Below are 13,717 nucleotides of genomic sequence, written 5' to 3'. Positions count from 1 at the left end.
ACCGTGGGGACAATTACCGCCGGCCCGGACTTCGTGCTCGGCGGCGTGCCTAGCTACGGCTTCATCGCCGGCCAGATCGATGAACTGCGCGTCTCGAACACGATCCGCTACACGGAGGCCTTCACGCCGCCCAGCGCCGCGTTCGCGACCGATGTCAACACACTGGCCTTGTTTAGCTTCAACGAAGGGAGCGGCCAAGTCACCACCGACCGTTCCGGCAATGATCGCACTTTGACCCTTGGCACAACCCCCAACGCTGATGCCGACGACCCCCTCTGGGTGACGTCTACCGCGCCAACAGCGCCGTAAAGGAGGCGAGGTATGCAACAGCGCAACGGCCACAACCTAGCCCAGCATCCAGTCAAGCTTACGTTACCGGGATTATTGGTAGCAATAGTACTGTTTGGAATGATGCGCGATTCCACTCCTATCCAAGCGCAGGTGGGCGCTTCCTTGCGTTTCTATGGGAGTGGCGCTCTTGATCATGATCGTATTAAGATTCCACTTGGTTCGATCGACTCCAGTGGCCGTCTTACTACGTCGTATCCCGTCAATGTAAGTAGCGCGTTCACGATTGAGTTTTGGATGAAAGCGACGGCTACCAACAACCTAGCCCCAGCCTGTCCCGGTGGTTGGTACACCGGCAACATCCTCATCGACCGCGATGTGTTTGGCGCTGGCGATTATGGCGATTACGGCGTCGCCATCTGCAATCAGCGGCTGGCGGTGGGGGTGAGTGTCGGCAGCGATGACCGTCTCTTGACCGGCACGACGATCGTAACCGACGGGCAATGGCATCACATCGCGATCACCCGCGCCGAGAACGGGCAGGTGCGCTTGTTTGTCGATGGCCAACCCGATGGCATCCTCGCCGGTCCAGTCGGACGGATCGATTACCGGCTTAATCGCACCACTGCCTACCCCGCTAGTGACCCCTTCTTGGTGCTGGGAGCCGAAAAGCACGATTACCCCGGCAGCCGGTATTACAATGGCTGGCTCGATGACCTCCGCCTCTCGCGGGTCGCGCGCTATACCGACGCCTTTCTCCGCCCAACCGCACCGCATCCGGTTGATGCGGATACGGTTGCTCTCTACCGGTTTGATGAAGGTGCGGGAACGGTCATCACCGACAGCGCACTGGGTGGAATCAGCTCCGGTGAACTCAAACCCCGCGATGGCAACCCGGCCCAGCACTGGTCAACCGATACACCGTTTGGCGGCGGATTCGCACCTACCGCCACCAGCACACCCGTGCCTACCGCCACCAGCACACCCGTGCCTACCGCCACCAGCACACCCGTGCTCACCGCCACCTCAGTGAGCACCGTCACTACGACGCCAACAACAGTGAGCGCGCCGCCGGAAGGCACTCCAGAAATTCGTATCTATATCCTGCTGATCAGTCGTTTGCACAGCGTACAAGCATCATCGATACAGGAGTAACCAGTGTATGACCAGTCTACCCGTTAGCCGAACAAACCTTGCCAACCTCGTCATCACCAGCTTGCGGGATGTGCTCGAACAGATCGGACGCCCCTTGCCGGCAACGATTGACGAGACCACGCTCCTCTTCGGTAAGGGAGCACTGCTCGATTCTTTGGCGCTCGTAACCATGGTGGTCGATCTTGAGCAACGGCTCGAAGAAGAGCATGGGTTGACGTTGACTTTAGCCGATGATCGGGCGATGTCGCAGCGCAATAGCCCGTTCCGCAGCGTTGGGGCATTGGTTGATTACCTCGAGCAATTGATCACCGAGGAGCACGGACGTGACTGAGCAGGAAGTAGTGCTGATTACCGGCAGCAGCCGCGGAATCGGGCGCTTTCTGGTTGAGCATTTTCTGCGACGCGGCGCATTGGTTGAAGGATGCGCGCGCAGCGCAGTCGATTGGGAACTGCCCGGCTACACGCACCATCAAGTCGATGTCAGCAACGAGGGGCAGGTCAAAGCGATGTTGAGCGCCATTCAGCGCCGGCATGGCCGGCTTGATATCGCGATCAACAATGCTGGGATTGCGGCAATGAACCATGCCCTGCTGACGCCGGGAGAAACGGCCAGCCGCATCTTGAACATTAACGTGCTGGGCAGTTTTCTGGTTTGCCGGGAAGCAGCCAAGCTGATGCGCCGGCGCAACTATGGTCGTATCGTTAACTTTAGCACCATCGCGGTGCCGCTGCGACTTGAGGGAGAGGCGCTCTACGCCGCAGCAAAAAGCGCCGTCGAAATGCTGACCCGCGTGCTGGCGCGTGAATTTGCCCCCTTTGGGATCATGGTCAACGCGATTGGGCCAACGCCAATCGAGACCGATCTGATCCGGGGTGTTCCGCGCGAGAAGTTGCAGCATATCATCGATACGCTTGCGATCCGGCGCTTTGGCACCTTTGCCGATGTGGCTCATGTGATTGACTTCTTTACCAATCCGGCCAGTGATTATATCACCGGCCAAGTGATCTATCTCGGCGGCGGCGGCTGATGCCGGTTGCCGCATGGAGGCTGCTATGAGCATCGCATGGCTTCGTGAACGGATGGAACAATTCGCCGATCATTCGGCCATTGTCTGGAACGACCATCCCTACCCATACCGCGACCTGCTGACGCGCATGCAAGCGTGGCACGCGGCGCTCGACCAACACGATGTCGGCCCCGGCCACGTCGTGACGATCGAAGGCGATTATTCGCCGAACGCGGTGAGTTTGCTCTTGACCCTGATCGAGCGCAACACGATTATGGTGCCGCTGACCCGCAGCGTCGCTGCGCAGCGCGACGAATTTCTCGCCATTGCCGAAGTGCAGGTCGTGGTCAGTTTTGACGACAATGATCAGTGGCGGATCGAGCGCCGCGCCGTCGCCGTGACCAATCCGCTCACCCGCCAGTTGATCGAACGCGGCCATCCGGGTTTGGTGCTCTTCTCGTCGGGTTCGACCGGCAAGAGCAAGGCTGCCTTGCACGATTTCATCCCGCTGCTAGAGAAGTTCCAAGTGCCGCGCCATCGCCGGGTGACACTAACCTTTTTGCTGCTCGATCATATCGGCGGGATCAATACGCTCTTCTATACGCTGGCCAACGGCGGCACGGTGGTGGCGGTGCAATCGCGCGATCCTGATGTCGTTTGCCGCGCCATCGAGACGCACCGGGTGCAAACCCTGCCAACCTCGCCGACCTTTCTCAATTTGTTGTTGATTTCGGAAGCCTACCGGCGCTATGACCTCTCGTCGCTTGAGCTGATTACCTACGGCACCGAGGTGATGCCAGAGAGTACCTTGCACCGGATTCACGACCTCTTCCCCAATGTGCAGCTCTTGCAAACGTATGGTCTCTCGGAGCTCGGCATCTTGCGCTCGAAGTCACGCGATTCCAATTCACTATGGGTCAAAGTCGGCGGCGAAGGCTTCGAGACCAAGATCGTCGATGGCGTGCTGTGGGTGCGGGCCAAATCGGCTATGCTCGGCTACCTCAACGCACCGAGCCCGTTCGACGAAGAGGGTTGGATGAATACGCAGGATGTAGTCGAAGTTGATGGCGAATACATCCGCATTTTGGGCCGGCGGAGCGAGATCATCAACGTCGGCGGTCAGAAGGTCTACCCGGCAGAGGTCGAGAGCGTGCTCTTGCAGATGCCAAATGTGAAAGACGTGGCTGTGGTGGGTGAGAGCAATCCCATCACCGGCCAGATCGTCACCGCTCGCCTCAACCTGTTTGAGCCAGAAGACCCGAACGAGTTTAAGCGACGGGTGCGCACCTTCTGCCGCGACCGGCTCGCGCCGTACAAGATTCCGGTCAAGATCATCATCACCGAGAATGAACAGCACAGCGCCCGGTTTAAGAAGATGCGGAAAGCGTAATGATACATCCATGACTCCAACTATCACGCTTGCCATTGACCCTGCGCTGGCGGCGCACCACGCCGAGATCGGTTATATCTGGCGCACCCTGCTCACTGGCATGGGGTACGGTTGGCGCGAACAACCGTGGGACAGCGAGCGGGTGACGATTGCGTACACTGCTGGGCCGGCCCAAACCCCGCCGGCCCAGCTCGTAATCCATGCGCGGCCCGACCGGTGGGCCAACCCGGCCCAAGTGCGCCTGCGTGGCGCGAAGCAGTGGGATGGGTATGATCTACCGTTGCTGGCGGGTGATCAGGCCGATGCCCAGCCGGCCACCAGCAACGGCGCCCTGCATATTCCTGATGACCCCATCTTCGCCGCGTTCTGGTTGCTCAGTGGTTATGAAGAGGAGCAATACCCGACGGTCAAGCACGGCTACCGCGACCTGACCGGCGCGCCAATGCTCGAACAGGGCCTGCTGCGCCGCGCCTTGGCATCGGCAGTTGGTTGCCGGCTGGCCAATCTACTCCAGCACTGCGGCTTACCACCCGGCCTGCCGCGCTGGCCAAATGGGGCGGAACTCGCCGCCACCTGCGGCCACGATGTCGATTACCCGGAGGTAGTGCGCTGGCTCGAACCGCTGCGCATTCTGCTGCGGCAAGGTGCGCGCGGCCTCGGCGCGGCGGTTGATGTCATCAGCGGACGCCGCACGCATTGGCACTTTCGTTCGTGGATGGAGCTTGAAGAACGGATCGGTGCGCGCTCGGCATTCTATTTTGTCGCCCGCCAAGGCTCGTTGTTGGAATACGCCACCGGCTTGCCCGATCCCTTCTACGACGTGCAAGCGCCTCACTTTCGGGCGTTGTTTCACGAACTAAGCGCGGCAGGTTGGGAGATCGGGCTGCACGCGAGTTATCGCGCCTACACCGACCGCACGCTCTTTGCCGCTGAACGCGCCCGTCTGGCTGCGGCCAGCGGGCAGCCGGTTAACGGCAACCGCCACCACTACTGGCACCTCAACCCGCGCCAACCTGAACAGACCTTGCTGATGCACGAGCAGGTCGGCTTTCGCTACGACGCCTCGCTGACCCACAACCGCTACCTTGGTTGGCGGCGCAGCAGCGTATGGCCCTTCTTCCCATGGCACCGCGGGTTGCGCCGTGAGATTCGCACCCTGCAACTGCCCACCGGTTGGATGGATGACCATCTGTTTGGGCAGAAACCGTTTAATCCCGGCGATCGCCAAACCTTGCTCAGCGAGCTGCGCGAGACGGTAACGAGACAGGGTGGCTTACTGCTCGTTGACGTACATGATTATGTCTACGACGATACACTGTTTCCGGGATGGGCGGCAACCTACCGTGCGTTGTGGGAAGATTTGGCCGCACGAGGGAGAGTCTGGTTCGCCACGCCGGCAACGATCGCCGAACACTGGCGGCAGCGCGCAGCGCAGATCGCGGCAGCAAGCGAGGGGTTAGGGCCGTGAACACGCCAATGCCGGCGGAGCGCGGGTGCTTCCCCCGCACAGGAAGGAACATAGGGGGGAGCGCGGGCGGCTCGCCCGCACTCGATGCGTATAGGCAGCGGTTTCGCCAAAGCGGGAGATGGCTGCGGGGGCTGCGCCTCCTCGCAATGACAGGCTGGCTTACCCGCGCGAGGCGAAGCAATCCCCGCGAGCACGGGAACGGAGCCTTGCCGCCGAAGGGGGAAATGGCTGCGGTCGGGCACCACCCGCGCAGGCATGCTTACCGCTCCAGCGGGAGATTGCTGCGGGGGCGCCGCCGCTCCCTCGCAATGACATATTATGGTGTTCTTATGAACCTGTATCGCACCATCATCTTCATCTTGCTCTTCATCGCGCCGCCGGCGGCTAAGCCGGCAATCTTGCGCATCTGCTGCGGCGCACAGATTGGGCGCGGCGTTTCGATCGGCTGGTTCGCCACGGTGATGGGCCGGCATATCAGCATCGGCGACTACAGCGCTATCCGCGCGCTAACGGTAATCAACTGCGGCGGCGACATCAGCATTGGCCGCTACAGCATCATCAGCAGCTTTACGCTGGTGTACGGCGCTGATGGCTTGCGCATCGGCGATCACAGCTATATTGGCCCGCAGTCGTTGATCAACACCGAAGAAGAGGTACGGATCGGTCACTGGAGCGCGCTCGGCGCGCGCTGTATGGTCTATACCCACGGCTCGTTCTTGCCGTACACTGAAGGTTACTGGGTGCGCTTCGCGCCGGTCGTGGTCGGCAACCGGGTCTGGTGCGCCGCCGGGGTCTTTTTGCATCCCGGTGCGACGGTCGGCGATAACGGTTTTGTGAACTCGCGCTCGGTGGTGAGCGGCGAGATTCCGCCCGATTCGATCGTGGAAGGCAACCCGGCGCGGGTGGTCAACGCGATGAGCCGCATGCAACGCGCCATCACCCCGCGCCGGCTCGACGCGATCGCCGGGCAGATGGTGCGCCATTTCGTGACGCTGGCGGCTGCGCATGGCGATCTACGGGTGCTGGCCGAACAGCCCCACCCGCTCGTGCAGACCGGACGGCAAACCTACCAGATTGCGATTGCGCCGGCAGCCAGTGACGTGCCAGCGGTTGATCCCGCCCACCCTGCCATCTGGCTGATCTGCCGGCGCGACTGGCGGCCACCGTCGGATTTGTGGCTCGACCTGACCACCAACCGGCGCAGCGCGCGCCACGCCGCGCCGCTCGATGCGCTTTGCACCTTCTTGCAGCGATACTACGGCATTCAACTCGAATACAAAGAGAGGTAAGCGATGGCTCGTGTCCTCACCGTGCTCGGCACCCGACCTGAGATTATCAAACTCTCACCACTCATTCCGTTGCTGGAAGAGCGGTTCGATCATATTTTGGTGCATTCCGGCCAGCACTACTCCTACGAAGTTGACGCTATCTTCTTCGAGGAGCTAAGCTTGCCGGCGCCGCGTTACACCCTCGGCGTCGGTTCGGCCCAGCACGGCGAACAGACGGCGCGCATTCTGGCCCGGCTCGAACCGATTTTGCTGCAAGAACGGCCCGATCTGGTGCTGGTGCAAGGCGATACCAACACGACCATGGCTGGCGCGCTCTGCGCGGCGAAACTCGGCTTTCCGGTCGTGCATCTAGAAGCGGGGGGACGGTCGTTCAACCGGGCTATGCCCGAAGAACTCAACCGGATCATTGTCGATCATATCGCTGCGATTCTGCTAGCCGCCGACGAGATTGCCGCCAACAACCTGCGCGCTGAGGGGTTGCCGGAGGAGCGCATTCACGTGATTGGTTCGACTGCAATTGACGCAGCGCTGCTGCACCGTGAGCGGGCCAAACAGAGCGCGATCTTAACCCAATTAGAACTCCAGCCGGGCGAATACCTCGCGCTCACCCTGCACCGGGCCGAGAATACCGAACCGGCGGTGCTGCCCGGCATCGTGCGCGCGCTCAACGAACTCGCCGAAAGCCGCCGGATCGTCTTCCCGGTGCATCCGCGCACCGCCGCGGCGCTGGAACGGCAAGGGTTGCAGCTCTCGCCACGGATCCTGACCACGCGCCCGCTTGGCTACCTCGACACGCTCTGCCTTGTGCAAGCGGCCCAAGCCCTGCTCACCGATTCAGGCGGGTTGCAAGAAGAGGCCGCCGTGCTCGGCACCCCCATCTTGCTGGTGCGCAACGAGACCGAATGGCGCTATCTGGTTGATGCAGGGGTTGCAGTGCTGATCGGCAACCGTTACGAGAGCATCCTCGCAGGCGCCGCGACGTGGCTCAGTCCTGCCGGACTTGATCGCCTGCGCGCGGCGCGCTCGCCGATTGTCAGTGGGGCTGCCGAGCGAGCCGTGGCGATTATGGCCGCATACGCGCAGTAGCAACCACGCTTGGCACGCTATGCAGAGCGACGTTGCAATGCAACGTCGCTCTGCGATTCCTCATTACGTTTTTGTCACACCCACACCTATCGGTAGTTAGTCAAAGTTCAGACCTGCCGGTTATGCTGGCAACACCTAGAATAACGATGTGTGGGTAGATGAGTACAAACCATGACCGATCGATTGCAGCTCTACCTCAGCCGGCAAGCCAATTCTCTGCCACAGTACGTTGCCGAGCAGCTCATGCAAAGTTTGTTCGGCTGGATACCGAGCGTGATCGGGATTGGCATCCGCGCGATTGCCTACCGCGCCATGATGCACATGGACGGCATCGCCGCCATCGAAGACGGCGTGCGCATCCGCTTTGCCAGCAATGTGCGGCTAGGGGCGGGAGTATACCTCGATCATGGCGTCTACCTCCACGCTTGTCCGGGTGGCATCACCATCGGCGCCGAAAGCATGGTGATGAAAAACGCCATTCTCCACGTCTACAACTTTCGCAACCTCCCCCATAGCCACATTACCATCGGACGGCGATCGCTCATCGGCGAGAGCTGCATTCTGCGCGGTCAAGGCGGTATCACCATCGGTGATGATGTCTATCTGGGGACGCTCGTGCAAATATTGGCGGTCAATCACGTCTTTAGCGACACGACCCGCCCCATCAGCGCCCAAGGCATCACCGCACAGGGGATCAGCATCGGCGATGGCTCTTGGATCGGGAGCGGCGCCATCATTCTTGATGGTGTGCGGATTGGGAAGAATGTCGTGATTGGCGCGGGCGCGGTAGTGACGAAAGACATTCCCGATTACTGCATTGCGGTGGGCAATCCCGCCCGGGTGGTGCGCAATCTGAGCACCGATCCGTTACCGATCGAACAATTAGCAATGCCCGTGTATTAAACAGCGAGGCGCACGACGGTGCGTCCGGTAGGGTTGCCAGTGTGCAACCAAAGGGAGGGGTGAAGACATGACCACGCTTTCCGTTGTGATACCGGCCTACAATGAAGAGGACGGGATCGCAGCCATTGTCGAACGAGTCTTGGCGATCAGGCCGGCATTGCAAGAGGTTGGGGTTGACGATCTCGAGTGCATTGTGGTCGACGATGGCTCGAAGGATCGCACCGCCGTGATTGTGCAGAGCTTTGGGGATCGGGTGCGGCTGATCCGGCAGCAGAATCGCGGCTATGGCGGCGCCTTGAAGACCGGTTTCAACCAAGCGCGCGGCGAGCTGATCGGATTCCTCGATGCCGACAGCACCTACCCACCCGAATACTTCCCGCAGATGTGCAAAGTCGCGCTGGAAGGCGCCGACATCGTGATCGGCAGCCGCATGGCGGGCGCGCACAGCGAGATGCCGTTGGTGCGCCGGATCGGCAACACGATCTTCGCCACAATGCTCTCACTGGTGGCCGGCGTGCGGATCAGCGATAGCGCCAGCGGCCAGCGCGTGTTGCGCCGCTCTATCTTGCCGGTTATCTATCCGCTGCCCAACACGCTCGATTTTACTCCGGCAATGAGCACTCGCGCTCTCCACGAAGGGCTGCGGATGGTCGAAGTGCCCATCCCGTACAAAGAACGATCGGGTCGCAGCAAGCTCCACGTTATTCGCGATGGCCTGCGCTTTACCAAGTCGATCGTTTGGACGGCGCTGACCTATAACCCGGTGCGGATCTTTGGCGGGGTCGGGCTGGCGTTGCTGGGATTAGCCTTGCTGATCACACTGGGGCAGAGCATCGGGATCGGGCTAGGGCTACTGAGCGGCTGGTCATTCCCACAGCTCTTCGGCGCGCTGGTGCTGGCTGTCGCCGGTGTCACGCTCTACACCACCGGCACCTCGTTCAGCTATCTGGTCGCCCTCTTCCACAAGCGCGCCATCCGGCAAGGCTTGTTTGGCCGGCGCGGCAACGGGCGCCGAATCGAGCGCCATTACTGGTGGTTGGGATTGCTGGCCATCCTTGGCGGGATTGCCACCTACATTGCCGCGGTCGCATTTGATCTGACCAATCCGGCGCTGGCTAATTCGTGGTTCGTGCCGGTGGTCAGCGCGATGCTGGTGCTGATGGGAGTGCAATTGGTCAGCGCATGGGGGCTGGCGCGAGTCTTAGCCGAACTGAGCCGGCGCGAGAGCGAGCAAGCCGCCGATCTCAACTGGACATATACGCCGCTGACAACACCAATCGAGCCGACAATACAAACAGCCTAGCGCGAGGCAAAAACGTGGAACAGTTTTACGTATGGAGTGAACAGAACCTCGGCCAGACTCATTATGTGATCGGTTATCTGATCGTCTTAGTGAGCCACAACTGGCCAATTATGGCCGCACTGGCAGCGGCGCTGTTCTTCAGTATCCAGCTCTACCGACAACCATCACGGGTTCATGCCGTCTGGCTGTTTAGCGCGCTGCTGTTTGGACTTGGGTACGAATACGAAAAGCATGTGGCCGGCGAACTTCATCACGCAATCGATATGCTGTTCGGCTTGGAAATCGCCCACTGGAATCGACCGCTGCACTTCATCGTCGGCCCAGTGATCAATACGGGGTTCGTGCTGATCACCTTTCTGATGGTATTTCACGGTCTGTACCTTTCATTCGGATCGTCTATGATGAACGCATTCCGCCGCTTCTACCCTGCCCGCACCAATGCGACAACAAGCGGCGCTACCGCATCACGTGATGCCAAACCACAAGAGGAGAACCATGAGCGAGCAGGAAACGACGCCAACTCAACGCAAACAAGCGCCGGGCGATAAACCGACCGGCATTAAGCTGGTCGCCCCGGCCCGGCCTAACGAACGCGCCGGCGAGATCCGCTTTGTCGAAATGCCGCGCGAGAAGACGCCCCGGCTTGATGTGCTGGTGTTGAACCCGCCATCGCCCGACGGTGATCTCTTCTTGCGTGATATTGCCCGCGTTGGCCGGCGCACCCGCGACGGTATTATCTGGCCGCAAACCGCGTTGGCCCAGATCGGCGCGGTGGTGAAAGAAGCCGGTTACACGGTCGAGGTGATCGATGCAATTGGCCTCATGATGGATTGGAAGTCGTTCGAGAAGTATATGTGGGAAAAGAAGCCGCGCTACATGATCATCCACGCGACGGCGCCCACCTTAACGAACGACATGCGAACAACGTTCATCGGCAAAGCGGTGGGTACCATCACGATGGCGATCGGCACCCACGTCACGCCGATGACTCGCGAGACGCTCGAAGCCTACCCGACGCTTGACATTGTGGTGCGCGGCGAACCGGAGCTGACCATTGTCGATGTCATCCGCACGATCGACCGCGTGGTTCAGCAAGAGCATGCCGATGAGAAGGTACCGGTCGGCAACCCCGATCTCACCGCACCGTGGCGCAAACTGCCCTTCCCTGACGCTTCGTATCTGACCACGCGCGGACGGTTTCTCGGTGTGCATCCCAAGATTATCGCCAAAGCCCTGCGCGAAACGCTCGGCGTCGGCTACCGCGACGAGCACGGCGAGGTGCAGATCAATCCTGACCGGCCATTTATTGAAGATCTTGACACCTTGCCCATCCCGTTGCACGACCAGTTGCCGTGGCAGCGCTACAAAGTGCCGATCGTCGGCGGCCCCTACACCTTCGTGCTCACCAGCCGCGGCTGCCCTGCCGGATGCCGCTACTGCATCAAGCACGTGACCTACCAATCGAGCGTGCGCCACCGCAGCCCGCATCACGTCTTGCAAGAGATGATCATGCTCAAAGAGATGGGCATGCATCACATCCACTTCGAGGCCGACCTGTTTACGGTCAAAAAGGAGTTTGTCTACGACCTCTGCCACACAATTATCAAAGAGGGCATCAAGCTGCGCTGGAGCTGCAACAGCCGGGTTGACTTCGTTGATGAGGATGAGTTGCGGTTGATGCGCAAGGCCGGCTGCTTTATGATTGCGTGGGGCCTCGAGAGCGGCAGCGAAGAGGTGTTGAAGCGGGCGCGCAAGGGCACCACCGTCAAGCGGATCGAAGAGACGATTGCCGCCAGCCACCGGGCCGGGATTATGAACTGGGGCTATTTCATCATCGGCCTGCCGGGTGAGACGGTCGAGACGATTCAGCAGACGATCGCCCTCTCGAAGCGGTTACCGCTTGATATCGCCCTCTTCCACATCGCCACGCCCTACCCCGGCACGCCCTTCTATTACGAAGCGGTAGCCAACGGCTGGATCCGCATGAACCAGTGGGAAGACTACGATATGTACTCCCACACGGTGCTAAACTACCCGCACCTCAGCTCAGCTGATCTGGAGTATTGGGCCAAGCGAGCAGCGCGCGAGTGGTCACTGCGACCACGCCCGATCATGACTTTCCTCAAGGGCGCAGCCAACCCTGAAACGTGGGGCCAGCTCTGGCAGATCGGCGTCAACCACCTGAAGTGGATCGGCGGCAGCTTGCGCAATGATGGTCTGCGTCGCCTGAGCGGCAGCGGCACGATGTAGCCTTGCCCCCAGCCCCTCGCGCGCGAGGTAAGAGAGGGGAAATAACGCAACGGTATGCACGGCATGCGCCGCATCACTCATCTCTCGCCCCTCTCCTGCCTCGCGGGAGAGGGGTGGACGGAACCGCTCATCCGGCACCCGGCTCTGAAGGGCCGGGCTAGGGTTACAAAGCCCGCTACGCGGGCTGCTGACCGCCAGCCTCGCTCCTACGAGCGCGGGAGAGGGGGACGGACAGAACGTATGAGCGCAGATATGGTTGATGGCTTTGCAATACGCTGTTTTGCCCTCACCCCTAGCCCCTCTCCCACTATCGCGGGAGAGGGGTGGACAGAACTGCTCATCCGGTACCCGACCCTGAAGGGCCGGGCTAGGTTTACGAAGCCCGCTACGCGGGCTGCTGACCGCCAGCCTCGCTCCTACGAGCGCGGGAGAGGGAACGTACAGCACAGCGCGCAGCGTACTGTGCCGCCACCATCGCCGCCAAGCACAATCCTGCCGGACGCTATTGAGGTTAGCAGCGGGGGAGTATGAATAAACCCATTGCCACCCAACCACGAAGCTTGCCAACCACACGTATTCACTATGGCGAGCGGATTGCAGCGTTGATCGTCGTCGTTCTCATCGCGATGCTCGCCTTGATCAACCTGCCCTACGCGCCCCGCACGTGGTTCGATGAAGGATCGCACTTGCACGTGCCAGAAACGCTGGTGCGCTACGGCGTCTATGCTGACATTAGCAGCGAAGGGTTTCGCTACTTTGGGCCGACGATCGGGGTCGGACCGACGGTGATGTTGCCGGTAGCGGCGGTCTTTGCAGTGGTTGGGGTTGATCTGCTGCCGGCGCGGCTGGTGATCGTGGTATACCTCTTTGCCGCACTGCTGATCTTTTATCAACTGGCCCGCCGCTTGCACGGGGGGCGCTTGGCGCTGCTGACGATATTGTTACTGCTCGCCTCACGCACCCGCGGCTTTGAAGGTATGGTCGAATATGGCCGGCAAGTGTTGGGTGAGGTGCCGGGAATAGCGTGGCTAGGAGCTGGTCTGCTGGCGTACACGGTAGCCATCTTTCAGCCGGCGCTACGCCGGCGCTACGCGCTGCTGGCCGGGGTTGGCTTTGGCTTGGCCCTGATCACCAAAAACCAGTTTGCGTTGATTGTAGCGCCGGGTTTAGGGTTGCTGGCCCTGCTCGACTGGCGCTACTTCCGGGTGGGTGACTGGTGGTTACGCCTAGCGCCGCCCATCATTGCTGGCGGTATGTTTGCCGGCTGGTTGTTGATCATGCTGGCCTTCCTCGGCCCGGCTGATTTCAGCGCCAATCTCGCCAAGACCCGGCAAGCAGCCGGCGGCGCCATCTTTGTGTTTGATCTGGAAGCGACCCTGCGCGCGGTACGCTATCTGGTGCAGGTGTACGGCGGTTTGCTCGTGCCGGCGCTGGTGTACAGCCTCTGGCGCTGCCGGCGCGGGGGCGCCGCCGCCTTCGCCGAACTAGCGCCAACCCTCTTGGCAGTGCTCTGGCTGGCTTGGTACCTTGTGTCGCTCGGCTGGCCGCGCTACGCCTTCCCGGCAGTGGCCCTCGGCG

The 13,717-nt window shown here is 60.9% G+C and carries 12 protein-coding genes and 1 pseudogene; all 13 read left to right on the top strand.

All coding sequences use genetic code 11. From position 1 onward, the window contains the following. Positions 1–309, top strand: a pseudogene (locus U9R81_RS02435) (hypothetical protein); the annotation flags it as partial. 12 nt (positions 310–321) lie between these two features. After that, the gene (locus U9R81_RS02430; RefSeq protein WP_322493942.1) at positions 322–1,443 is read left to right on the top strand and encodes a LamG domain-containing protein; all 1,122 of its coding nucleotides are present in this window, start codon (positions 322–324) and stop codon (positions 1,441–1,443) included. Positions 1,444–1,450: 7 nt separating this feature from the next. Beyond that, a complete protein-coding gene (locus tag U9R81_RS02425) occupies positions 1,451–1,774 on the top strand; it encodes a hypothetical protein (protein ID WP_322493941.1) in 324 nt (107 codons plus the stop codon). Then, complete coding sequence (locus U9R81_RS02420) at positions 1,767–2,471, top strand: SDR family oxidoreductase (protein ID WP_322493940.1); 705 nt, start codon at positions 1,767–1,769, stop codon at positions 2,469–2,471. Before U9R81_RS02425 ends, U9R81_RS02420 begins: the two co-directional genes overlap by 8 nt. A gap of 25 nt (positions 2,472–2,496) precedes the next feature. Beyond that, on the top strand, positions 2,497–3,840 hold the full coding sequence (locus U9R81_RS02415) for a fatty acid--CoA ligase family protein (protein WP_322493939.1): 1,344 nt from the start codon (positions 2,497–2,499) through the stop codon (positions 3,838–3,840). A gap of 10 nt (positions 3,841–3,850) precedes the next feature. After that, a complete protein-coding gene (locus U9R81_RS02410; RefSeq protein ID WP_322493938.1) occupies positions 3,851–5,308 on the top strand; it encodes a polysaccharide deacetylase family protein in 1,458 nt (485 codons plus the stop codon). A 329-nt stretch (positions 5,309–5,637) separates the two neighbouring features. After that, entirely contained in the window at positions 5,638–6,597 is a 960-nt protein-coding gene (locus U9R81_RS02405; protein WP_322493937.1) for a transferase, read from the top strand. A gap of 3 nt (positions 6,598–6,600) precedes the next feature. Beyond that, positions 6,601–7,683, top strand: coding sequence for a non-hydrolyzing UDP-N-acetylglucosamine 2-epimerase (gene wecB, locus U9R81_RS02400; RefSeq protein ID WP_322493936.1), 1,083 nt, complete (start codon positions 6,601–6,603; stop codon positions 7,681–7,683). A gap of 171 nt (positions 7,684–7,854) precedes the next feature. After that, entirely contained in the window at positions 7,855–8,586 is a 732-nt protein-coding gene (locus tag U9R81_RS02395; protein WP_322493935.1) for an acyltransferase, read from the top strand. Positions 8,587–8,653: 67 nt separating this feature from the next. Further along, positions 8,654–9,889 carry a glycosyltransferase family 2 protein gene (locus U9R81_RS02390; RefSeq protein ID WP_322493934.1) on the top strand — a complete coding sequence of 412 codons (1,236 nt, stop codon included), beginning with the start codon at positions 8,654–8,656 and terminating at the stop codon, positions 9,887–9,889. A 14-nt stretch (positions 9,890–9,903) separates the two neighbouring features. Next, positions 9,904–10,437, top strand: coding sequence for a hypothetical protein (locus tag U9R81_RS02385; protein ID WP_322493933.1), 534 nt, complete (start codon positions 9,904–9,906; stop codon positions 10,435–10,437). Further along, the gene (locus U9R81_RS02380) at positions 10,385–12,139 is read left to right on the top strand and encodes a B12-binding domain-containing radical SAM protein (protein ID WP_322493932.1); all 1,755 of its coding nucleotides are present in this window, start codon (positions 10,385–10,387) and stop codon (positions 12,137–12,139) included. Before U9R81_RS02385 ends, U9R81_RS02380 begins: the two co-directional genes overlap by 53 nt. Before the next feature lie 527 nt (positions 12,140–12,666). Next, on the top strand, positions 12,667–13,717 hold a 1,051-nt coding region (locus U9R81_RS02375; RefSeq protein ID WP_322493931.1), incomplete at its 3' end, for a glycosyltransferase family 39 protein.

The organism is Chloroflexus sp. (assembly GCF_034435895.1).
Taxonomy (GTDB): Bacteria; Chloroflexota; Chloroflexia; order Chloroflexales; family Chloroflexaceae; genus Chloroflexus.
The sequence above is the reverse complement of the archived record's forward strand: the minus strand, read 5'-3'. Positions and strand labels throughout refer to the sequence as shown.

Coding starts and splice junctions, on each gene's coding strand:
- U9R81_RS02405 (WP_322493937.1), top strand. CDS start 5,638: ATGAACCTGTATCGCACCATCATCTTCATCTTGCTCTTCATCGCGCCG.
- U9R81_RS02395 (WP_322493935.1), top strand. CDS start 7,855: ATGACCGATCGATTGCAGCTCTACCTCAGCCGGCAAGCCAATTCTCTG.
- wecB (WP_322493936.1), top strand. CDS start 6,601: ATGGCTCGTGTCCTCACCGTGCTCGGCACCCGACCTGAGATTATCAAA.
- U9R81_RS02425 (WP_322493941.1), top strand. CDS start 1,451: ATGACCAGTCTACCCGTTAGCCGAACAAACCTTGCCAACCTCGTCATC.
- U9R81_RS02415 (WP_322493939.1), top strand. CDS start 2,497: ATGAGCATCGCATGGCTTCGTGAACGGATGGAACAATTCGCCGATCAT.
- U9R81_RS02410 (WP_322493938.1), top strand. CDS start 3,851: ATGACTCCAACTATCACGCTTGCCATTGACCCTGCGCTGGCGGCGCAC.
- U9R81_RS02390 (WP_322493934.1), top strand. CDS start 8,654: ATGACCACGCTTTCCGTTGTGATACCGGCCTACAATGAAGAGGACGGG.
- U9R81_RS02430 (WP_322493942.1), top strand. CDS start 322: ATGCAACAGCGCAACGGCCACAACCTAGCCCAGCATCCAGTCAAGCTT.
- U9R81_RS02380 (WP_322493932.1), top strand. CDS start 10,385: ATGAGCGAGCAGGAAACGACGCCAACTCAACGCAAACAAGCGCCGGGC.